Raw genomic sequence first — 21166 nt, 5'->3', positions numbered from 1 at the left:
CCGCGATCGCTATCGCGGGGCAAGCCCGCTCCCACGCCCCTGCGCTACTCAATGCGCAGGGCGTAGCGCCTGCCACAGCTTGCCGACGACGCTCACCACCGCCAGCACCACCGCCCCCGCAATCACCCCTGCCACACCATTGAGCAGCGCCCCGGTCAACGCCCCGCCCCGCCCTTCGCTGAACGCCTCGATGGCGTGATGCAGCGGCGCGATGCCGTGCACCAGGATGCCGCCGCCGACCAGGAACATCGCCGCGGTGCCGATCACCGACAGGCTCTTCATCATGTACGGCGCGGCGCGCAGGATGCCGTTGCCCACCGCCTGGCTCAGCGCCGAGGCTTTCTTGGTCATCCACAGCCCCAGGTCATCGAGCTTGACGATGCCGGCCACCAGGCCATACACCCCCAGGGTCATGACGATCGCGATCCCTGACAGCACGATGATCTGCTGGCTCAACGGCGCATCGGCCACGGTGCCCAGGGTAATGGCGATGATCTCGGCGGAGAGGATGAAATCGGTGCGCACCGCGCCCTTGATCTTGCTCTTCTCAAAAGCCACAAGGTCGACCTGCTCGTCCGCCACAGCCGCCTTGCGCGCCTCGTGCTGCGCCTCATCCTCGGCCTTGCTGTGCAGGAACTTGTGCGCCAGCTTCTCGAAGCCCTCGAAGCACAGGTAGGCGCCACCGACCATCAGCAGCGGAATCACCGCCCAGGGAATGAACGCACTGATCAACAGCGCCGCCGGCACCAGGATCGCCTTGTTCACCAGCGAGCCCTTGGCCACCGCCCACACCACCGGGATCTCGCGCTCGGCGCGCACGCCGGTGACCTGCTGGGCGTTGAGCGCCAGGTCATCACCCAGCACCCCTGCGGTCTTCTTTGCCGCGACCTTGGTCATTAACGAGACATCGTCGAGTACCGTAGCGATATCGTCGATCAATACCAGTAAGCTGCTTCCTGCCATGTCAAAATGTTTCCAGTAGGTTCGTATGGCCGGGATTCTAGCCCAAAGACGCTGCCTTGAGCGCTCGTCCGGGCGGGTGCTACCATGCCGGACCCCATTGCAGGGGGCCAGACAACAGGAAGACCCCTGACAATGAGCACCATTCGCGAGCGCAACAAGGAACTGATCCTGCGCGCGGCCAGTGAAGAATTCGCCGACAAGGGCTTCGCCGCCACCAAGACCAGCGACATCGCGGCCAAGGCCGGCCTGCCCAAGCCGAACGTGTATTACTACTTCAAGTCGAAGGAAAACCTCTACCGCGAGGTGCTCGAGAGCATCATCGCGCCGATCATGCAGGCCTCGACGCCGTTCAACGCCGACGGCGATCCGAAAGAGGTGCTCAGCGCCTACATCCGCTCGAAGATCCGCATCTCCCGCGACCTGCCCCACGCCTCCAAGGTGTTCGCCAGCGAGATCATGCATGGCGCGCCGCACCTGTCGCCGCACCAGGTCGAGCAGCTCAACGAGCAGGCCCGCCACAACATCGAGTGCATCCAGCGCTGGATCGAGCGCGGCCAGATCGCCCACGTCGATCCGCACCACCTGATGTTCAGCATCTGGGCGGCGACGCAGACCTACGCGGATTTCGACTGGCAGATCGCCGTGGTGACCGGCAAGGCCAAGCTGGCCGACAGCGACTATGACGCGGCGGCGGAGACCATCATCCGCCTGGTGTTGAAGGGCTGCGAGCCCGAGACGGCCTGAACCAACGCGCTTGCCCCTTCGCGGGTAAACCCGCTCCCACAGGATCACCACAACCTTCGACATTGTGATGAACCTGTGGAGCGGGTTTACCCGCGAAAGGGCCAGCAGCGTCAATAGAGAATCAGGCGGCCACCCCCGCATCCGCCGTCAGCCCCACCTCTTCGATCGCACTGATCGCGCACTGCTCGTCGATATCCGAGGTATCCCCGCTGATCCCGACAGCCCCCAGCACCTTGCCGTCCCGATCACGGATCAGCACCCCGCCCGGCACCGGCACCACCGGCCGCTCGCCCAGCCCGTTCAGCGCGGCATAGAACGCCGGCCGCTGCTGCGAATCCAGCGCCAGCAGGCGCGAGCCCTTGCCCAGGGCCACCGCGCCCCAGGCCTTGCCGATGGCCACCTGCGGACGCAGCAGGGTGGCGCCATCCTCGCGCTGCAGCGCCAGCAAGTGCCCGCCGGCATCCAGCACCGCCACGGTCAGCGGCGCGGCGTTGATCTTGCGGCCCGCGGCCAGCGCGGCGTTCACCACGCCGACAGCGTCTTTGAGGGTCAATGCGTTCATGAAAAGGTCCTCTTCTTGTTGTGAGAAGCCCTGAGGGCAGTTGAAAACCAGTAGACAGAATAGAACACAACGAAGACACGCTTTGTATACAATTATTTGAATCAGTCCTGCCAAGTGCGACGAAATGCCGCCTCATCGCCCAATGACCGCTCAGTCAACGCCGCCGACGAAAATGGATTGACCTTTTGCGCCGAGCATGAATACACTCTGCCGCAACACAAGTTGTATACAATTACAAAATCGATGAGGCACAAACCATGAGCAAAATGAGAGCAATCGATGCAGCCGTTCTGGTCATGCGCCGTGAAGGTGTAGATACCGCGTTCGGCATTCCGGGGGCTGCCATCAACCCGCTGTATTCGGCCCTGAAGAAAGTCGGTGGCATCGATCACGTCCTCGCTCGCCACGTCGAAGGTGCCTCGCACATGGCCGAGGGCTACACCCGCGCCAACCCGGGCAACATCGGTGTGTGCATCGGCACCTCCGGCCCTGCCGGCACCGACATGGTCACCGGCCTGTACAGCGCCTCTGCCGACTCCATCCCGATCCTCTGCATCACCGGCCAGGCACCGCGCGCACGCCTGCACAAGGAAGACTTCCAGGCCGTCGACATCACCAGCATCGTCAAGCCGGTGACCAAGTGGGCAACCACCGTCCTGGAACCAGGCCAGGTGCCCTACGCCTTCCAGAAAGCCTTCTATGAAATGCGCACCGGCCGCCCGGGCCCAGTGCTGATCGACCTGCCGTTCGACGTACAGATGGCCGAGATCGAATTCGACATCGACGCCTACGAGCCGCTGCCAGTACACAAGCCACAAGCCAGCCGCGTACAGGCCGAGAAAGCCCTGGCCCTGCTCAATGACGCCGAGCGCCCACTGCTGGTGGCCGGTGGCGGCATCATCAACGCCGACGCCAGCGACAAGCTGGTCGAGTTCGCCGAACTGACCGGCGTGCCGGTAATCCCGACCCTGATGGGCTGGGGCACCATCCCGGACGACCACGAACTGATGGTCGGCATGGTCGGCCTGCAGACCTCGCACCGCTACGGCAACGCCACCCTGCTCAAGTCCGACCTGGTGTTCGGCATCGGCAACCGCTGGGCCAACCGCCACACCGGTTCCGTCGACGTCTACACCGAAGGCCGCAAGTTCGTGCATGTGGACATCGAGCCGACCCAGATCGGCCGCGTATTCACCCCGGACCTGGGTATCGTTTCCGACGCCGGCAAGGCACTGGACGTGTTCCTGGAAGTAGCCCGCGAGTGGAAAGCCGCAGGCCTGCTCAAGTGCCGCAAGGCCTGGCTGGAAGACTGCCAGCAGCGCAAGGCCACCCTGCAGCGCAAGACCCACTTCGACAACGTGCCGGTCAAGCCGCAGCGCGTGTATGAAGAGATGAACCAGGTGTTCGGCAAGGACACCTGCTACGTCAGCACCATTGGCCTGTCGCAGATCGCCGGCGCGCAGTTCCTGCACGTGTACAAGCCACGCCACTGGATCAACTGCGGCCAGGCCGGCCCACTGGGCTGGACCATCCCGGCCGCCCTCGGTGTGGTCAAGGCCGATCCGAAGCGCAAGGTCGTCGCGCTGTCCGGTGACTACGACTTCCAGTTCATGATCGAAGAACTGGCGGTGGGCGCGCAGTTCAACCTGCCGTACGTCCACGTGCTGGTGAACAACGCCTACCTCGGCCTGATCCGCCAGGCCCAGCGTGGTTTCGACATGGATTACTGTGTACAACTGGCATTCGAGAACATCAACGCCACCGACGCCGCCACCTACGGTGTCGACCACGTCGCCGTGGTCGAAGGCCTGGGCTGCAAGGCCATCCGCGTGTTCGAACCGGCCGACATCGCCCCTGCCCTGCTCAAGGCGCAGAAGATGGCCGAAGAGTTCCGCGTGCCGGTGGTGGTCGAAGTGATTCTCGAGCGCGTGACCAACATTTCCATGGGCACCGAGATCAACGCGGTCAACGAGTTCGAAGACCTCGCCCTGGTCGGCAACGACGCGCCGACCGCCATCTCGCTGCTGGACTGATCGCCTGACGCCCCCGCGCCTTGCGCGGGGGTCTTCAACGCAAGGAGACGACTTATGCCTCGCTTCGCCGCCAACCTGTCCATGCTGTTCACCGAACAGGACTTCCTGGCCCGCTTCAAGGCCGCCGCCGACGCTGGTTTCAGCGGTGTCGAATACCTTTTCCCGTACGATTTCAGCGCCGCCGAGATCAAGCAGCAGCTCGACGCCCACGGCCTGACCCAGGTGCTGTTCAACCTCCCCGCCGGCGACTGGGCCAAAGGTGAGCGCGGCATCACCTGCCACCCGGACCGCGTCGCAGAGTTCCGCGCCGGCGTCGACAAGGCCATCGAGTACGCCAAGGTGCTGGGCAACACCCAGGTCAACGCCCTGGCCGGCATCCGCCCCGAAGGCCTGGACTGCGCTACCGTGCGCAAGACCTTCGTCGACAACCTGCGCTACGCCGCCGACAAGCTCAAGGGCGCCGGGATCCGCCTGGTCATGGAAATGATCAACACCCGCGACATCCCGGGCTTCTACCTGAACACCACGAAACAGGCCCTGGAAATTCAGGCCGAGGTGGGCAGCGACAACCTGTTCCTGCAGTACGACATCTACCACATGCAAATCATGGAAGGTGACCTGGCGCGCACCCTGGAAACCAACCTGAAGCTGATCAACCACGTGCAGCTGGCCGACAACCCGGGCCGCCACGAGCCGGGCACCGGCGAGATCAACTACCGCTTCCTGTTCGAGCACCTGGACCGCATCGGCTACCAGGGCTGGGTGGGCGCGGAGTACAAGCCCAAGACCACCACCGAGGCGGGCCTGGGCTGGCTGAAGACCCATAACGCAATTTAAGACGGCACGCTGTGGGAGCGGCCTTGTGCCGCGAAAGGGCTGCGCAGCAGCCCCGGCAATCGTCCAGCGTGATTGAGATCGTGGGGCCGCTACGCGCCCCTTTCGCGGCACAAGGCCGCTCCTACAGGGGCCTGGTCGCCTGTTCATACAAATACAAAGAGGCAGAACTCTCATGGCTAAAATCGGTTTCCTCGGCACCGGCATCATGGGCAAGCCCATGGCGCAGAACCTGCAAAAGGCAGGTCACAGCATCTTCGTTTCCACCCACCACGACGCAGCACCGGCCGACCTGATCGCCGCCGGCGCCGTGGCCCTGGCCAACCCGAAGGAAGTGGCCCAGGAAGCCGAGTTCATCATCGTCATGGTCCCGGACACCCCGCAGGTCGAGAGCGTCCTGTTCGGTGAGAACGGCGTCGTCGAAGGCGTCGGCCCGAACAAGGTGGTGATCGACATGAGCTCGATCTCCCCCACCGCCACCAAGGCCTTCGCCGAGAAGATCAAGGCCACCGGCGCCGCCTACCTGGACGCCCCGGTGTCCGGCGGCGAAGTCGGCGCCAAGGCCGCGACCCTGAGCATCATGGTCGGCGGCTGCCCGAAAGCCTTCGAGCGCGCCCTGCCGCTGTTCGAAGCCATGGGCAAGAACATCACCCGCGTCGGCGGCAACGGCGACGGCCAGACCGCCAAGGTGGCCAACCAGATCATCGTCGCTTTGAACATCCAGGCCGTCGGCGAGGCGCTGCTGTTCGCCGCCAAGAACGGCGCAGACCCGGCCAAGGTGCGTGAAGCGCTGATGGGCGGCTTCGCCTCGTCGAAGATCCTCGAAGTGCACGCCGAGCGCATGATCAAGGGCACCTTCGACCCGGGCTTCCGCATCAACCTGCACCAGAAGGACCTGAACCTGGCCCTGCAAGGCGCCAAGGAACTGGGCATCAACCTGCCCAACACCTCCAACGCCCAGCAAGTGTTCAGCACCTGCGTGGCGCTGGGCGGCGGCAACTGGGACCACTCGGCGCTGATCAAGGGCCTGGAGCACATGGCCAACTTCTCGATCCGCGACGAGAAATAACCTGTACCGGCCTCTTCGCGGGGCAAGCCCGCTCCTACAGAAATGCGTGGTCCGTGTAGGAGCGGGCTTGCCCCGCGAAGAAGCCAACACCGATGAACCTGCAACCACAGGCCCATCAGGTGAAACCGAGCAACACCCGCCCCTGGTTCAGCCTGCACGGAGGCAGTTCCAGGGGCGTTTTCGATTGTGCAAAACAACAAGAATCTGGGAGCCTGCCATGTCGGTCGATCCACAAAAACTCCTGCGCGAGCTGTTCGACACAGCCATCGCCGCCGCCCACCCCCGCCAGGTCCTCGAACCCCACCTGCCCGCCGACCGCAGCGGTCGGGTCATCGTCATCGGCGCCGGCAAGGCTGCCGCGGCCATGGCCGAAGTGGTCGAGAAAAGCTGGCAAGGCGAAGTCTCCGGCCTGGTGGTCACCCGCTACGGCCATGGCGCTAGCTGCCAGAAGATCGAGGTGGTCGAAGCCGCCCATCCGGTCCCCGATGCCGCAGGCCTGGCCGTGGCCAAGCGCGTGCTCGACCTGGTCAGCAACCTGAGCGAAGACGACCGCGTCATCTTTCTGCTGTCCGGCGGCGGCTCGGCCCTGCTGGCCCTGCCCGCCGAAGGCCTGACCCTGGCCGACAAGCAGCAGATCAACAAGGCCCTGCTGAAATCCGGCGCCACCATCGGCGAGATGAACTGCGTGCGCAAGCACCTCTCGGCGATCAAGGGCGGCCGCCTGGCCAAGGCCTGCTGGCCAGCCACCGTCTACACCTACGCGATTTCCGACGTGCCGGGCGATCTCGCCACGGTCATCGCCTCCGGCCCCACCGTGGCCGACCCAAGCACCTCGGCCGACGCCCTGGCGATCATCAAGCGTTACAACATCGACGCGCCCAAGGCCGTCATCGACTGGCTCAACAACCCGGCCTCCGAAACCGTCAAGGCCGATGATCCGGCCCTGGCCCGCAGCCACTTCCAGCTGATCGCCAGGCCCCAGCAGTCGCTGGAGGCCGCCGCGGTGAAAGCCCGCCAGGCCGGCTTCAGCCCGCTGATCCTCGGCGACCTGGAGGGCGAGTCGCGCGAGGTGGCCAAGGTGCATGCCGGCATCGCCCGGCAGATCGTCCTGCACGGCCAACCGCTCAAGGCCCCCTGCGTGATCCTCTCCGGCGGCGAGACCACCGTCACCGTGCGCGGCAATGGCCGTGGCGGACGCAACGCCGAGTTCCTGCTCAGCCTTACCGAAAGCCTCAAGGGCCTGCCGGGCGTGTACGCCCTGGCCGGCGACACCGACGGCATCGACGGCTCGGAGGATAACGCCGGCGCCTTCATGACCCCGGACAGCTTTGCTCGCGCCGAGGCCCTGGGCCTGTCGGCCAGCGATGAGCTGGACAACAACAATGGCTATGGCTACTTCGCCGCGCTCGACGCGCTGATCGTCACCGAGCCGACCCGCACCAACGTCAACGACTTCCGTGCCATCCTGATCCTCGAGACTCCGCAATCATGACGCCTGATAAAAAAGTCAAAATCCTCGCCACCCTAGGGCCTGCGATCAAAGGCATCGATGACATCCGCCAACTGGTCGAGGCCGGGGTGAACATCTTCCGCCTCAACTTCAGTCACGGCGAGCACGCCGACCACGCCCTGCGCTACCAGTGGATCCGCGAAGTCGAGCAGCAGCTCAACTACCCGCTGGGCATCCTCATGGACCTGCAGGGTCCGAAGCTGCGGGTCGGTCGTTTCGCCGACGGCAAGGTCCAGCTGCAACGCGGCCAGGCCCTGCGCCTGGACCTGGACAAGACCCCGGGCGACAGCCGCCGGGTCAACCTCCCGCACCCGGAGATCATCGCCGCGCTGGAGCCGGGCATGGACCTGCTGCTGGATGACGGCAAGCTGCGCCTGCGCGTCACCGCCAAGCACGGCGACGCCATCGACACCGAAGTGCTGGCCGGTGGCGAGCTGTCCGACCGCAAGGGCGTCAACGTGCCCCAGGCGGTGCTGGACCTCTCCCCGCTGACCGAAAAGGACCGCCGCGACCTGGCCTTCGGCCTGGAGCTTGGCGTGGACTGGGTAGCGCTGTCGTTCGTCCAGCGTCCTGAAGACATCGTCGAGGCGCGCCAGCTGATTGGCGAGCGCGCCTACCTGATGGCCAAGATCGAGAAGCCCTCGGCGGTCGAGCAGCTGCAGGCCATCGCCGAGCTGTCCGACGCGATCATGGTCGCCCGTGGCGACCTGGGTGTGGAAGTGCCGGCCGAGAGCGTGCCGCAGATCCAGAAAGGCATCATCGGCACCTGCCGCCAGCTGGGCAAGCCGGTGGTGGTGGCCACCCAGATGCTCGAATCGATGCGCTTCTCCCCGGCCCCGACCCGCGCCGAAGTCACCGACGTGGCCAACGCCGTGGCCGAAGGCGCGGATGCGGTGATGCTGTCGGCCGAGACCGCCTCGGGCGACTATCCGCTGGAAGCGGTGCAGATGATGAGCAAGATCATCCGCCAGGTTGAAAACGGCCCGGACTACCAGGCCCAGCTCGACGTCGGCCGGCCCAAGGCCGAAGCCACGGTGTCCGATGCCATCAGCTGCGCGATCCGTCGCATCAGCGGCATCCTGCCGGTGGCGGTGCTGGTCAACTACAGCGAGTCGGGCGCCTCGACCCTGCGCGCCGCCCGCGAGCGGCCACGGGCGCCGATCCTCAACCTGACGCCGAACCTCAACACCGCGCGCCGCCTGAGCGTGACCTGGGGCGTGCATTCGGTGGTCAACGACCGTCTGCGCCAGGTCGACGAAGTGGTCTCCACGGCGCTGGAGATCGCCCAGGCACAAGGCATGGCCAGCCGTGGCGACACGCTGCTGATCACCGCCGGTGTGCCTTTCGGCAAGCCGGGTTCGACTAACACCTTGCGGATCGAGACCTTGGTTTGAGATCGCCGGGGGCGCTCTGCGCCCCTTTCGCGGCACAAGGCCGCTCCTACAGGAGACCGCGATCCCTTGTAGGAGCGGCCTTGTGCCGCGAAAGGAGGGCAAAGCCCTCCCGATGCACCGAACCTGCGGAAAACCGAGGCCCAAAGAGGCCCACCGCTCCCCCACTCACCTTGCCGACTGCCCATGTACACCAAGAATTTCGTTAACCCGTGCCCCGACTGGGCCACGGCCTTGCTCAACGGCTTCAGCCAGGTGCTGCTGCTGCGCAATCCCCTGTGCGGCCTGTGCTGCCTGCTGGCCATCCTGCTGACCGCGCCGAACCTGGTCGGCGGCGCCCTGCTCGGCGCCCTCGCCGGCCTGCTCACCGCCCAGCGTCGTGGCTACGACCGCGCCGACCGCCAGGCCGGGCTGTACTGCTACAACGGCGTGCTGATCGGCATCCTGATCAGCGCCGTGCTGCCTTGGTCGGCGATCCTGCCGCCGCTAATCATCGCCGTCGGCGGCCTGTCGAGCATGCTCACCCACCAGTGGCGCAAGCGCGGCGGCAAGCTGCTGGTCGCCTACACCGCGCCCTTCGTGCTGCTGGGCTGGGCCACCTTGCTGCTGGCCGAGCCGTCGGCCAATAGCTATGTCGAGGCCGATCCGGTGTACGCCCTGCTGCGCGGCGTGGGGCAGATCTTCCTGCTCGACAAGCCCATGGCCGGCCTGCTGATTGTCATCGGCATGTACTTCGCCAATCCCTATGCCGCCACCTGGGCGCTGATCGGCTCGGCCATCGGTGGTGGTGTCGCGTTGCTGGCGGGCGAGGCACAAGGGGCCTGGCTGGGACTGTATGGCTTCAATGCGACGCTGGCCGCGCTGGCCTTCAGTCGCCAGGGTGAGAAGCCTTGGGTACCCCTACTGGCGATTGCACTGGCGCTGCTGTTGCAGCCGCTGTTCAAGTTGTTGCCCATTGCCGGGTTGACTGCACCGTTCGTGATTGCTTGCTGGCTCCTGAACCTAATCATGACACTCATAAAGACAAGTAAGCGCATACCTCAAATCACTTAGAATTATTACGATTCGCCCCCATTTTATCCTGAACATAGGTCAAATCGCGCGAATATACAAAATCTTGTTTTGAAGCAGTACCAGTTACTTCTGGAATCGGTCCTTCCGGGGCCGGTTTAAACCCAAGGCCGCGCATCAACCCATATGTTTGATCGGTAGGATTAATGATAAATAAATCCCCCTTCCGATAAAACTCCTCAGAACCAGAAACCTCCTTAGGTCGCAGCCTAGTGATGGCCTTGCCCCCGATCATTCTGAAGTCCACCCCACCTTTTCTATCCTTGCCCGCGTGATAGAACTCGACTGTTTCACCTAGATTCAAGCGTGCTTTCAGGTAAGGTTTCAAATCGCTTGAAATCCCGGCATATTTCATCTTCTTAGTAAGATCTGTTTTCCCAAAAAACAATTTCTTGATACTGAATTTCCCATCAGGATCAAAGTTGTTAACCGGCTCACCTTCACAATAGGCATAAGCATTTAGCCCCCCTTCTCCAAATGGACTGAGGGCGTCTGGGCTTGAAAAACGCATAAACGGTAGATAATAGAGCCTGTGTCCATTCCCCAGCAGATAGCCGTGCACGTCACCTTCCAGCAACTGCCCATTGAAACCAACCGCGCCCTTGCGCACCGGGTCAGCCAAGTATCCATAGGCCGTGTAGCTCAGCATTCGCTGCGCCGTTCCGTGTGCGCTCAACACTGAACCTGCCAGATCACACTGAAGCAGCGCGCAGGCGGGCACCTTCAAATCATTGATCCGCTCAGACATGCCAAGAACTCCATCTCCAGGTAGGTTGCTTTTCAGGCCCATGGTGCGCCAACCCGGCAAGTCGCAAAACTGGCATTTCTACCAGGCCGCCCTGGCGGCTCAAGACGTTGCAACCAACGGCAGCAACCTTCTACGCTTGCTGTTCACGCTTTCGGAACCCGCCCCATGTCCACCCCGCCCTCCCTGCGCGAACGCCTCTACATCATCGTCTTCCAGACCGACACCGTCGCCGGGCGTCGCTTCGACAAGATCCTCCTGCTGATCATCCTCGCCAGCCTGGTCACGGTGATCCTCGACAGCATCGACGATGTTCACCAGAACTACGCCGGGCTGCTGGCCGGCATCGAGTGGGGTTTCACGGCGATCTTCCTCGCCGAGTACATCACCCGCCTGTACTGCTCGCCCAAGCCGCTGCGCTATGCCTTCAGCTTCTACGGGCTGGTCGACCTGCTGGCGATCGTGCCCGGGATCATCGCCCTGTACTACAGCGACGCCCAGTACCTGCTGATGATCCGCGTTATCCGCATGCTGCGGATCTTCCGCGTGCTCAAGCTCAGCCCCTACCTGAAGCAAGCCCACTACCTGCTGGCGGCGCTGCAGGGCAGCAAGCAGAAGATCATCGTGTTCCTGGTCAGCGTGTCGACCCTGGTCACGGTATTCGGCACATTGATGTACGTGATCGAAGGGCCGGAGCACGGCTTTACCAGTATCCCCAAAGGGATCTACTGGGCCATCGTCACCCTGACCACCGTGGGCTTCGGCGATATCGTGCCGAAGACGCCGCTGGGGCAGGTGCTGTCATCGCTGGTGATGATCACCGGTTACTCGATCATCGCCGTGCCCACCGGGATCTTCACCGCCGAGCTGGCCAATGCCCTGCGCGGCGAGCAGTTGCAGCATGACTGCCCGACCTGTGCCAAGCACCACCATGAGCATGGCGCGGCGTTCTGTTCGCGCTGTGGCAATGCGTTGTTTCCCAAGCAGTGAGGCTGCCTGTGCTGGCCCTTTCGCGGGTAAACCCGCTCCCACAGGGATATCGCAGTATTCAAGAGCTGCTCTATACCTGTGGGAGCGGGTTTACCCGCGAAGAGGCCGGCACTGACAACGACATAACCAAAGACCGTTTTGTTCTTTAACCCACGCAAAGCCACCCGCTATAGTCGCTGGCAAAGCGCCAACCCTTTGAACCAGAACAAGGAATGCCCCCAGTGAAAAAACTCTTCAGCGCCTCGCTGCTCGCCGCGGGCCTGGCCCTGGGCAACCTCGCCCAGGCCGCCCCGACCCTGCTCAACGTCTCCTACGACGTGATGCGCGACTTCTACAAGGACTACAACCCGGCGTTCCAGAAGCACTGGGAGAAAGAGCACAACGAGAAGGTCAACCTGCAGATGTCCTTCGGCGGCTCGAGCAAGCAAGCGCGCGCGGTGATCGATGGCCTTCCGGCCGACGTGATCACCATGAACATGGCCACCGACATCAACGCCCTGGCCGACAACGGCAAGCTGGTGCCGGACAACTGGGTGAGCCGACTGCCGAACAACAGCGCGCCGTTCACCTCGGCCACCGTGTTCATCGTGCGCAAGGGCAACCCCAAGGCGCTGAAGGACTGGCCGGACCTGCTCAAGGACGGCGTGCAGGTGATCGTGCCCAACCCCAAGACCTCGGGTAACGGCCGCTACACCTACCTCTCGGCCTGGGGCTACGTGCTCAAGCAGGGCGGTGACGAAACCAAGGCCCGCGACTTCGTCGGCAAGCTGTTCAAGCAGGCACCGGTCCTGGACACCGGTGGCCGCGCCGCCACCACCACCTTCATGACCAACCAGATCGGCGACGTGCTGGTGACCTTCGAGAACGAGGCCGAGATGATCGCCCGCGAGTTCGGTCGCGACCAGTTCGAGGTGATCTACCCGAGCGTGTCGGCCGAGGCCGAGCCGCCGGTGAGCGTGGTGGACAAGGTGGTGGCCAAGAAAGGCACCCAGGCCGTGGCCGAGGAATACCTGAAGTACCTGTGGTCGCCCGAGGCCCAGGAGATCGCCGCGAACAACTACCTGCGCCCGCGTGACGCCACCGTGCTGGCCAAGTACACCGACCGTTTCCCGAAAGTCGACTTCCTGTCGGTGGAGAAGACCTTCGGCGACTGGCGCACCGTGCAGAAGACCCACTTCAATGACGGTGGCGTGTTCGACCAGATCTATACCAACAAATAACCAACGTCCCCTGTAGGAGCGGGCTTGTCCCGCGATGGCGTCAGACCAAGCAATGATGTTGCCTGTTCTGACGCCATCGCGGGACAAGCCCGCTCCTACAAGAGTCCTGCCTCAGGCCTGCTGGCGGAACACCAGCGCCTTCAGGCCACCTTCCGGATCCGCATCCGGAAACTCCGGCGGATTCTCCAGCCGCTCGACAAACACCAACCCCGGCGCCTGCTCGGCCATCCCCTCGATGAGAAACTGCGGCCCGATCCCCGGATCGTTGACACAGGCCAGCACCGTGCCGCCTTCGTTCAGCAACTCCGGCAAACGCCGGAGGATCTTGGCGTAGTCCTGGGTCAGCACGAAGCTGCCGCGCTGGAAGGTCGGCGGGTCGATGATGATCAGGTCGTACGGCCCGTACTTGCGCACCTTGCCCCACGACTTGAACAGCTCATGCCCCAGGTACGCCACCCGCGAGGCGTCATGGCCATTGAGCCGATGGTTGTCGCGGCCCCGGGACAACGCCGACTTGGCCATGTCCAGGTTGACCACCTGCTCGGCGCCGCCGGCGATCGCCGCCACCGAAAAACCGCAGGTGTAGGCGAACAGGTTGAGCACGCGCTTGCCGCCCGCCTGCCCGCGTACCCAGCGTCGGCCGTAGCGCATGTCGAGGAACAGGCCGTTGTTCTGGCGCACGCCCAGGTCGAGCAGGTACTTCAGGCCATCCTCGACCACCTCGCGCTGCTGGCACGGCTCGCCCCACAACCACTGGCCGGGGCTGTCCGGCAGGTAGCGGTGCTGCAGCAGGATGGCCTGGCCGGTCCACTGCGGGCGTTCGGCCAGCGCCATCAGCATCGCTTCGAGCTCCGCCAGCTGGCCCTCGGGCGGCTCGCGGAACAGCGCCACCAGCAGCACGCCATCGAGCCAGTCGACGGTGATCTGCTCAAGGCCCGGCCAGCAACGGCCACGGCCATGGAACAGGCGGCGGGTCTCCTGCGGGGCGGGATCGAGGGCGGCGAGCAGGTGCTGCTCGAGGGTGGCGATGGCTGGGCTCATGTCGGCTACGGTCAGGCAAAAGCGCCATTCTACCCGCTCGCGGCCGGGCCGGGCGGTCATCGATGAAGGGGATGAGAGGGTTTGCGGCACTTTTGTCGCTTTTTTCTTGCCGGAGCGCTGTGGATAGTGCGGCCATCCCTCCCAGAAACCGGATCACTGCCATGTCACCCTTGAAAGTCGAATTCTTCCACGATGTCGTCTGCGGCTGGTGCTTCGTCCTCGCCCCGCGCCTCAAGCAGCTGCAGGACGAACTCAACCTGGACATCCAGCACCGCAGCTTCATCCTGCAGACCAGCCGCGAGGCGATGGTCGAGCGCTTCGGCTCGATGCCCAAGGCCAAGGAAACCATCCTCAGCCACTGGCTGTCGTGCTCGCGCGCCGAGGACGTCAAGCGCATCAACATCGAAGCCATGCGCCAGCAGGACTTCGAATACCCCACCGGCCTGCTCGCAGGCCTGGCCTGCCAGACCGCCAAGGCGCTGGGCGGCAACGAAGGCCACGAGCGCATGTTCGACCGCCTGCAGGAAGCCCACCTGGTGCAGGCCCGCAACATCGGCGACCGCGCCACCGTGCTGGCGGTGGCCGCCGAGGCCGGCTTCGACCCGCAGGCCTTCGCCACGGCATTCGACCAGCAGGCACCGCAGATGCTCGACGAAGAACTGGCCCTGGGCCGGCGCCTGGGCATCAGCTCGGTGCCCAGCCTGGTGATCGATGGCCGCTACCTGGTCCCCGGCGCCCTGAGCCTCGAGCAACTGCGCCAGACCTTCATCCAGGTCCGTGCCAACCAGAACCAGGCACAAGGAGCCGCACAATGAACAATCGCTACTGGATCGCCGCCGGCACCTCGCTGTCGCTGCTGACCATGGCCCTGCTGCCCGCCCCGGCGGTGATGGCCAACGACGCCCCCGCCGCCCAGGCCAACGCCACCCCGGTGGCGGTCGCCCGGGTGCAGTCCGGCCCGATGCCGCAGGTGCTCAGCGCCGTCGGCACCCTGGAGGCGGTGCATCAGGTCAATGTCTCGCCGGAAGTCGGCGGGCGCATCACCGCGCTGGAGTTCACCGCCGGCAAGGCCGTGGCCGCCGGCCAAGTGCTGGTCAAGCTCAACGACGCGCCCGAGCGCGGCGAGCTTGCCAAGCTGCAGGCCCAGGCCAAGAACGCCAAGCTGGCCCTGGAGCGCACGCGCAAGGTGCTGCCGCTGGCCTCCACCCAGGCCCAGCTGGACCAGGCCCAGGCCAACTATGACCAGCTGCTTGGCGAGATCGCCCAGGTACAGGCGCAGATCGCGCAGAAGACCATCCGCGCCCCGTTCGCCGGCGTGCTGGGCATCCGCAAAGTCAACCTCGGCCAGTACGTCAGCCCCGGCGACAGCCTGGTGACCCTCACCGAGCTGTCGCGCCTGCACGTCAACTTCCCGCTGCCCGAGCAGTCCGCCGCCGCCCTGCAGGCGGGCCAGGCCATCACCCTCAAGGTCGATGCCTGGCCGCAGCAGCGCTTTGTCGCCGCAGTCACCACCCTGGAGCCGCAGATCGATCCGGGTGCCCGCTCCATGCAGGTGCAGGCGACCCTCGACAACCCTGGCCAGCAACTCAAGCCAGGCATGTTCGCCAACGTCAGCATCGAGCTGCCGAGCCACGCCGACGTGCTCAGCGTGCCGGAAACGGCGATCAGCTACAGCGCCTACGGCAACTCGCTGTACGTGCTGCGCGAGAAGGACGGCGCGCTGCGCGTGGAGCAGGTGTTCGTCAAGCTGGGCGCGCGCCGCGACGACCGCGTGGTGGTGCTCGATGCGCTGACCCCGGGCGACCGCGTGGTGGTGTCCGGGCAGATCCGCCTGAGCAATGGCATGCCGGTGCGGGTCACCGACGACACCCTGGCCGCCAGCACCACGCGCAAGCCGGACCTGGCCCAGCAGTAATGGGTTTGCGTGCCACTGAAAAGGACCTGTAGCACCATGAAATTCACCGACCTGTTCATCCGCCGCCCGGTACTGACCCTGGTGGTCTGCGCGATGATCGTCATGCTTGGCCTGCTGGCGCTGCTGAACCTGCCGATCCGCCAGTATCCGCAGCTGGAAAGCGCGACCATCACCATCACCACCGAATACCCCGGCGCCCGCTCGCAACTGATGCAGGGCTTCGTCACCCAGCCCATCTCGCAAGCCGTGGCCTCGGTCGACGGCGTCGACTACCTGAGCTCGACCTCGACCCAGGGCAAGAGCGTCATCAGCGTGCGCCTGAAGCTCAACGCCGACTCCAACAAGGCCCTCACCGAGATCATGGCCGCCGTCAACCAGGTCAAGTACCGCCTGCCCGAAGGCGCCTACGACTCGGTGGTGGCCAAGTCCTCCGGTGAAGGCACAGCGGTGATCTACATCGGCTTCTCGAGCAAGGACATCGGCCTGCCGGCGATCACCGACTACATCTCGCGGGTGGTGCAGCCACGCGTGGCGGCCATCGACGGCGTGGCCGAGGCGCAGATCCTCGGCGGCCAGAAGCTGGCCATGCGCCTGTGGCTGGACCCGGCGCGCATGGCCGCGCGCAACCTGTCGGCCAGCGACGTTGCCGAGGCCATCCGCCAGAACAACTTCCAGGCCGCCCCCGGGCAGACCAAGGGCCAGTACGTCTCGGCCAACATCAACATCAACACCGACCTGACCAGCGTCGACCAGTTCCGCCAGATGGTGGTGCGCCGCGACGGCGACACGCTGATCCGCCTGAGCGACATCGGCACCGCCGAGCTCGGCGCCACCTCCTATGACACCAGCGGCATCATGGACGGCGAGCCGGCGGTGTTCATCGGCCTGCACGCCACCCCCGCCGGCAACCCGCTGACCATCGTCGGCGCGGTGCAGGAGATGATGCCGCAGATCCGCGAGACCATGCCGCCGGGCATGACCGCCAACATCGTGTTCGAGGTGGCGCGCTTCATCCAGGCGTCCATCGATGAAGTGGTCAAGACCCTGATCGAAGCCGTGGTGATCGTCGCCGTGGTGATCTTCCTGTTCCTCGGCTCGCTGCGCAGCGTGCTGATCCCGCTGGTGACCATCCCGCTGTCGCTGATCGGCGCGGCGGCGATCATGAGCCTGTTCGGTTTCAGCATCAACCTGCTGACCCTGCTGTCGATGGTCCTGGCCATCGGCCTGGTGGTGGACGACGCCATCGTCGTGGTGGAGAACGTCCACCGCCATATCGAGGAAGGCAAGTCGCCGTTGCAGGCGGCGCTGGTCGGCGCCCGCGAGATCGCAGGCCCCGTGATCGCCATGACCCTGACCCTGGCTGCGGTGTACGCCCCGATCGGCCTGATGGGCGGGCTCACCGGCGCGCTGTTCAAGGAGTTCGCCTTCACCCTCGCCGGCGCCGTGGTGGTGTCCGGCGTGGTGGCGCTGACCCTGTCGCCGGTGATGAGCGCCTTCCTGCTCAACCGCCAGGCCAGCGAAGGGCCGATGGCCCGTGGCGCCGAGCGCTTCTTCCAGTGGCTGGGCAAGGGCTACGGCCGCGTGCTGGACGTGTCCCTGCACCACCGCTGGCTGACCCTGGCAATTGCCGCGGCGGTATTCGTCAGCCTGCCGATCCTCTACCTCGGCGCCCAGCGCGAGCTGGCGCCGGTCGAGGACCAGGCCCAGGTGCTGGCGGTGGCCAAGGCGCCGCAGTACGCCAACATCGACTACACCGAGATGTACGCGCACCGCATGGACCGTCTGTTCGCCACCTTCCCGGAAACCGACATCACCTGGGTGGTCAACGGCAACGACGGCCCGCGCACCGCGTTCGGCGGCGCCAACCTGAGCACCTGGGAAAAACGCCAGCGCAGCGCCGACCAGTTGCAGGCCGAAATCCAGAAAGCCGTCGGCGAGATCGAGGGTGTGGCCATCTTCGCCTTCCAGCTGCCGCCGCTGCCCGGCTCCACCGGCGGCCTGCCGGTGCAGATGGTGATCCAGAGTTCCCAGGACCACCGCGTGGTGTTCGACGCCATGGACAAGATCAAGCAGGCGGCCATGGCCAGCGGCCTGTTCGCCGTGGTCGACAGCGACCTGGACTTCAACAGCCCGCTGGTCAACATCAACATCGACCGCAGCAAGGCCAACGACCTGGGCATCAGCATGCAGGCCATCGGCGACGCCCTGGCGGTGCTGGTGGGCGAGAACTACGTCAACCGCTTCGCCCTCGACGGCCGCTCCTACGACGTGATCCCGCAGGTCGCGCGGGCCCAGCGCCTGTCGGCGGAGATGCTGGTCGGCCAATACGTCAAGGCCGCCAACGGCGCCCAGGTGCCGCTGTCGACCTTGGTCAGCTTCGACATGTCGATCGAGCCCAACAAGCTGACCCAGTTCAACCAACTCAACTCGGCCACCCTGCAGGCGGTGCCGGCGCCGGGCGTGAGCATAGGCGACGCGGTGCAGTTCCTCGCCGCCCAGGCCAATGCCCTGCCCACCGGTTTCAGCCATGACTGGCTGTCCGATGCCCGCCAGTTCGTCCAGGAAGGCAGCGCCCTGGTGGTGACGTTCATCTTCGCCATCCTGGTCATCTACCTGGTGCTGGCGGCGCAGTTCGAAAGCCTGCGCGACCCGCTGGTGATCCTGGTCAGCGTGCCGATGTCGGTGTGCGGCGCGCTGATCCCGCTGTACCTGGGCTACGCCACGGTGAACATCTACACGCAGATCGGCCTGGTGACCCTGGTCGGCCTGATCAGCAAGCACGGCATCCTCATGGTCGAGTTCGCCAACGAGCTGCAGCAGGCCGACCAGCTCGACCGCCGCACGGCCATCGAGCGCGCCGCGCAGATCCGCCTGCGGCCGATCCTGATGACCACCGCGGCCATGGTGGTGGGCCTGGTCCCGCTGCTGCTGGCCAGCGGCGCCGGGGCCCACAGCCGCTTCAGCCTGGGCCTGGTGATCGTCATCGGCATGCTGGTCGGCACGCTGTTCACCCTGTTCATCCTGCCCACCGTGTACTCGCTGCTGGCCAAGGACCACCGCGCCAGCGAAGACCCACGCCTGCAGGAACTGGCCGCCTACACCCAGCCGGCCTGACCCTTTAGCCCGCCCTCCCCTGTGGCAGCCGTGATCGGCTGCCCCTGGGAGCGGCCGGCCCGAATTAAGAGAAACGACATGCTACGTAAGACCCTTCTGCCCCTGCTGCTCCTGGCGCCCCTGGCCCAGGCCGTTGCCGCCGAGCGCGCGACACTGATGTCGGTGTATGCCCAGGTGGTCGAGCACAACAGCGACATGGCCGCCGCCCGCGAGAACTACCTGGCCCGCCGCGAGGCCGTGCCCCTGGCCCGCGCCCGCCTGCTGCCGCAGGTAGCCCTGGATGCCGAGGCCGGCGACGTGCGCAGCGACCGCCGCCAGGTCGAACAGCGCAGCGGCAGCCTGTACCGCCTGAGCCTCGACCAGCCGCTGTTCGACCTCAGCCGCTGGTTCGACTTCAAGGCCGCGCAATCCGAGAACGAACAGGCCGAACTGGACTTCTCGGCGTTCCAGCAGCAACTGATCCTCGACACCGCCAGCCGCTACTTCGACACCCTGCTGGCCGAGGACAACCTGGCCACCGCCAAGGCCGAGCTGCGCGCCTTCGACCGCCAGTTGCAGCAGACCCGGCTGAGCTACGACGCCGGCCTGTCCGACCAGAACGACATGCTCTCGGCCCAGGCCAGCTTCGACCGCGCCAGCGCCAACCTGATCGACAGCCAGCGCCGCAGCGAGGACGCCTACCAGGCGCTGATGCGCCTGACTGGCCAGGCGCAACCGGCATTGGCCGGGATCCGCCACAGCCTGCCGGTGCAGGCGCCGGTGCCCGAGCGCGCCGAGGCCTGGGTCGAACAGGCCATGGCGCAGAACCTGCGCCTGCGCGCCAGCCAGGCCGCCGTCAGCCAGGCCGGCCAGACCCTGCGCAGCAGCAAGGCCGATCACCTGCCGACCTTCAACCTGGCCATGGGCTACGCCGAGGGCGACAGCGACCTGATGGACTCCAGCGCGCACTTCGGCCAGCGCCCCGGCAACCAGCGCGACAGCTCGGTGATGGTGCAGATGAAGCTGCCGCTGTTCAGCGGCGGCGGCACCAGCGCGCGGGTGCGCCAGGCCACCCATGAGCTGGCACGCACCGAGTACGGCCGCACCAGCCTCGAACGCGAGGTGCTGGAAGGTTCGCGCAACGCCTTCCGCGCGGTGGTCAGTGATGTCGAGCAGGTACGGGCGCGGCGCCAGAGCATCATCTCCAGCCAGGGCTCGTTGCGGGCGACCGAGGCCGGGTATGAGGTGGGCAGCCGCAACATCGTCGATATCCTCGATGCGCAGCGCGACCTGTACAACGCGGTGCGCGACTACAACGTCTCGCGCTATGCGTACATCGTCGACAGCCTGCGGCTCAAGCAGCAGGCCGGCAGCCTGAGCCCGGATGACCTGCGCGAATTGGCGGGGTATCTGAAGCTGGATTACGAGCCGGAGCGGGACTTCCTGCCGAGTGATCTGCGGGGTTGACTGGGAGCACTGCCCAGCTCGATCTTTCTCACGAAGTAGGTGGCCGCCGTACGCGGGGTGAGAAACCGACGCACTGAAGCCGGCCAGACCAAAGTCTGCCCGCGTACGGCAACCATGAAGCATTGGCCTGGCAGCGCCCGAATCGCGGCAAGCCCGCTCCCACGACAGCGCTTTGGAGCGAGAAGCAAATGGTGGCAGCCGTGCACGGGGTGAGAAACCGAGGCGCAAGAAAAACTCGGCCAGACCGAAGTCTGCCCGGGCACGGCTGCCATAACTGGATTGCCGATACTTTACGCCTCGGGTTCTCACGCCCGGTCACCTGGTGTGGCGACCCAGTGAAGTTATCTGCGGGGTATTTCCCCGACAACGCGGCGGCTTCCGGCAAGCGCGTAGGGTAGATCCCAAGCTTTGCTGGCTGAAGCATTTGGTTGGGGGCTGCTGCACAGGGAGCAGAGTTCCAGCGTGGGAGCGGGCTTGCCCCGCGATCACCGGCGAAGCCGGTGCCAAACACCGCATCG

General features: G+C 65.2%; 17 protein-coding genes. 13 read left to right on the top strand and 4 right to left on the bottom strand.

All coding sequences use genetic code 11. The annotated features are described in order from the left end of the window. Window positions 1-48: 48 nt before the first annotated feature. Complete coding sequence (locus VUG52_RS08395; RefSeq protein ID WP_062574707.1) at window positions 49-963, bottom strand: DUF808 domain-containing protein; 915 nt, start codon at window positions 961-963, stop codon at window positions 49-51. Between the two features lie 132 nt (window positions 964-1095). Here VUG52_RS08395 and VUG52_RS08390 point away from each other — a divergent pair, with 132 nt between their 5' ends. Continuing rightward, the gene (locus VUG52_RS08390) at window positions 1096-1707 is read left to right on the top strand and encodes a TetR/AcrR family transcriptional regulator (protein ID WP_331832696.1); all 612 of its coding nucleotides are present in this window, start codon (window positions 1096-1098) and stop codon (window positions 1705-1707) included. A gap of 121 nt (window positions 1708-1828) precedes the next feature. On the opposite strand, the gene VUG52_RS08385 is transcribed toward VUG52_RS08390, so the two are convergent. Further along, complete coding sequence (locus tag VUG52_RS08385) at window positions 1829-2269, bottom strand: GlcG/HbpS family heme-binding protein (protein WP_028692837.1); 441 nt, start codon at window positions 2267-2269, stop codon at window positions 1829-1831. A gap of 257 nt (window positions 2270-2526) precedes the next feature. Here VUG52_RS08385 and gcl point away from each other — a divergent pair, with 257 nt between their 5' ends. The 6 genes from gcl to VUG52_RS08355 all read left to right on the top strand — a co-directional run bounded on the left by gcl (window position 2527) and on the right by VUG52_RS08355 (window position 10159). Next, a complete protein-coding gene (gene gcl, locus VUG52_RS08380; protein WP_050706604.1) occupies window positions 2527-4302 on the top strand; it encodes a glyoxylate carboligase in 1776 nt (591 codons plus the stop codon). Between the two features lie 54 nt (window positions 4303-4356). Continuing rightward, window positions 4357-5139 carry a hydroxypyruvate isomerase gene (gene hyi, locus VUG52_RS08375; protein ID WP_236180593.1) on the top strand — a complete coding sequence of 261 codons (783 nt, stop codon included), beginning with the start codon at window positions 4357-4359 and terminating at the stop codon, window positions 5137-5139. A 172-nt stretch (window positions 5140-5311) separates the two neighbouring features. Continuing rightward, window positions 5312-6205, top strand: coding sequence for a 2-hydroxy-3-oxopropionate reductase (locus tag VUG52_RS08370; RefSeq protein ID WP_050706606.1), 894 nt, complete (start codon window positions 5312-5314; stop codon window positions 6203-6205). 217 nt (window positions 6206-6422) lie between these two features. Beyond that, entirely contained in the window at window positions 6423-7697 is a 1275-nt protein-coding gene (locus tag VUG52_RS08365) for a glycerate kinase type-2 family protein (RefSeq protein WP_028692834.1), read from the top strand. Further along, on the top strand, window positions 7694-9109 hold the full coding sequence (gene pyk, locus VUG52_RS08360; protein WP_062574708.1) for a pyruvate kinase: 1416 nt from the start codon (window positions 7694-7696) through the stop codon (window positions 9107-9109). Before VUG52_RS08365 ends, pyk begins: the two co-directional genes overlap by 4 nt. A gap of 183 nt (window positions 9110-9292) precedes the next feature. After that, entirely contained in the window at window positions 9293-10159 is an 867-nt protein-coding gene (locus VUG52_RS08355) for an urea transporter (RefSeq protein ID WP_050706610.1), read from the top strand. Here the strand turns inward: VUG52_RS08355 and VUG52_RS08350 are convergent. Then, the gene (locus VUG52_RS08350) at window positions 10152-10925 is read right to left on the bottom strand and encodes an RHS repeat-associated core domain-containing protein (protein ID WP_082337807.1); all 774 of its coding nucleotides are present in this window, start codon (window positions 10923-10925) and stop codon (window positions 10152-10154) included. The two genes, VUG52_RS08355 and VUG52_RS08350, sit on opposite strands and share 8 nt — an antisense overlap. 165 nt (window positions 10926-11090) lie before the next feature. Here VUG52_RS08350 and VUG52_RS08345 point away from each other — a divergent pair, with 165 nt between their 5' ends. Together VUG52_RS08345 and VUG52_RS08340 are read left to right on the top strand one after the other, a co-directional pair. Beyond that, the gene (locus tag VUG52_RS08345; RefSeq protein WP_050706611.1) at window positions 11091-11912 is read left to right on the top strand and encodes an ion transporter; all 822 of its coding nucleotides are present in this window, start codon (window positions 11091-11093) and stop codon (window positions 11910-11912) included. A 221-nt stretch (window positions 11913-12133) separates the two neighbouring features. Then, a complete protein-coding gene (locus tag VUG52_RS08340) occupies window positions 12134-13132 on the top strand; it encodes a sulfate ABC transporter substrate-binding protein (RefSeq protein ID WP_050706612.1) in 999 nt (332 codons plus the stop codon). Between the two features lie 111 nt (window positions 13133-13243). On the opposite strand, the gene VUG52_RS08335 is transcribed toward VUG52_RS08340, so the two are convergent. Then, window positions 13244-14173 carry a class I SAM-dependent methyltransferase gene (locus VUG52_RS08335; protein WP_331832691.1) on the bottom strand — a complete coding sequence of 310 codons (930 nt, stop codon included), beginning with the start codon at window positions 14171-14173 and terminating at the stop codon, window positions 13244-13246. A 161-nt stretch (window positions 14174-14334) separates the two neighbouring features. Between VUG52_RS08335 and VUG52_RS08330 the strand changes: the two genes are divergently transcribed. From VUG52_RS08330 to VUG52_RS08315, 4 genes are all read left to right on the top strand, one after another. Next, the gene (locus VUG52_RS08330) at window positions 14335-14988 is read left to right on the top strand and encodes a DsbA family oxidoreductase (RefSeq protein ID WP_110739300.1); all 654 of its coding nucleotides are present in this window, start codon (window positions 14335-14337) and stop codon (window positions 14986-14988) included. After that, window positions 14985-16088: an efflux RND transporter periplasmic adaptor subunit gene (locus tag VUG52_RS08325; RefSeq protein WP_331832690.1), complete on the top strand. Its 1104-nt coding sequence runs from the start codon at window positions 14985-14987 to the stop codon at window positions 16086-16088. Before VUG52_RS08330 ends, VUG52_RS08325 begins: the two co-directional genes overlap by 4 nt. A gap of 36 nt (window positions 16089-16124) precedes the next feature. Next, window positions 16125-19202 carry a MexW/MexI family multidrug efflux RND transporter permease subunit gene (locus tag VUG52_RS08320; protein ID WP_050706615.1) on the top strand — a complete coding sequence of 1026 codons (3078 nt, stop codon included), beginning with the start codon at window positions 16125-16127 and terminating at the stop codon, window positions 19200-19202. Window positions 19203-19280: 78 nt separating this feature from the next. Further along, the gene (locus VUG52_RS08315; protein ID WP_331832689.1) at window positions 19281-20648 is read left to right on the top strand and encodes a TolC family outer membrane protein; all 1368 of its coding nucleotides are present in this window, start codon (window positions 19281-19283) and stop codon (window positions 20646-20648) included. Window positions 20649-21166: the final 518 nt, after the last annotated feature.

The organism is Pseudomonas sp. LH21 (genome assembly GCF_036549575.1).
In the GTDB taxonomy this organism is placed as follows: domain Bacteria; phylum Pseudomonadota; class Gammaproteobacteria; order Pseudomonadales; family Pseudomonadaceae; genus Aquipseudomonas; species Aquipseudomonas peradeniyensis.
This window is presented reverse-complemented; position numbering and strand designations above follow the sequence as displayed.

What these genes read in the sequence shown, in the direction of transcription:
- VUG52_RS08385 (WP_028692837.1), bottom strand. Translation starts at nt 2,269, where the DNA reads ATGAACGCATTGACCCTCAAAGACGCTGTCGGCGTGGTGAACGCCGCG.
- VUG52_RS08320 (WP_050706615.1), top strand. Translation starts at nt 16,125, where the DNA reads ATGAAATTCACCGACCTGTTCATCCGCCGCCCGGTACTGACCCTGGTG.
- VUG52_RS08345 (WP_050706611.1), top strand. Translation starts at nt 11,091, where the DNA reads ATGTCCACCCCGCCCTCCCTGCGCGAACGCCTCTACATCATCGTCTTC.
- VUG52_RS08395 (WP_062574707.1), bottom strand. Translation starts at nt 963, where the DNA reads ATGGCAGGAAGCAGCTTACTGGTATTGATCGACGATATCGCTACGGTA.
- VUG52_RS08390 (WP_331832696.1), top strand. Translation starts at nt 1,096, where the DNA reads ATGAGCACCATTCGCGAGCGCAACAAGGAACTGATCCTGCGCGCGGCC.
- VUG52_RS08315 (WP_331832689.1), top strand. Translation starts at nt 19,281, where the DNA reads ATGCTACGTAAGACCCTTCTGCCCCTGCTGCTCCTGGCGCCCCTGGCC.
- VUG52_RS08325 (WP_331832690.1), top strand. Translation starts at nt 14,985, where the DNA reads ATGAACAATCGCTACTGGATCGCCGCCGGCACCTCGCTGTCGCTGCTG.
- VUG52_RS08350 (WP_082337807.1), bottom strand. Translation starts at nt 10,925, where the DNA reads ATGTCTGAGCGGATCAATGATTTGAAGGTGCCCGCCTGCGCGCTGCTT.
- hyi (WP_236180593.1), top strand. Translation starts at nt 4,357, where the DNA reads ATGCCTCGCTTCGCCGCCAACCTGTCCATGCTGTTCACCGAACAGGAC.
- VUG52_RS08355 (WP_050706610.1), top strand. Translation starts at nt 9,293, where the DNA reads ATGTACACCAAGAATTTCGTTAACCCGTGCCCCGACTGGGCCACGGCC.
- VUG52_RS08370 (WP_050706606.1), top strand. Translation starts at nt 5,312, where the DNA reads ATGGCTAAAATCGGTTTCCTCGGCACCGGCATCATGGGCAAGCCCATG.
- VUG52_RS08330 (WP_110739300.1), top strand. Translation starts at nt 14,335, where the DNA reads ATGTCACCCTTGAAAGTCGAATTCTTCCACGATGTCGTCTGCGGCTGG.
- VUG52_RS08335 (WP_331832691.1), bottom strand. Translation starts at nt 14,173, where the DNA reads ATGAGCCCAGCCATCGCCACCCTCGAGCAGCACCTGCTCGCCGCCCTC.
- pyk (WP_062574708.1), top strand. Translation starts at nt 7,694, where the DNA reads ATGACGCCTGATAAAAAAGTCAAAATCCTCGCCACCCTAGGGCCTGCG.
- VUG52_RS08365 (WP_028692834.1), top strand. Translation starts at nt 6,423, where the DNA reads ATGTCGGTCGATCCACAAAAACTCCTGCGCGAGCTGTTCGACACAGCC.
- gcl (WP_050706604.1), top strand. Translation starts at nt 2,527, where the DNA reads ATGAGCAAAATGAGAGCAATCGATGCAGCCGTTCTGGTCATGCGCCGT.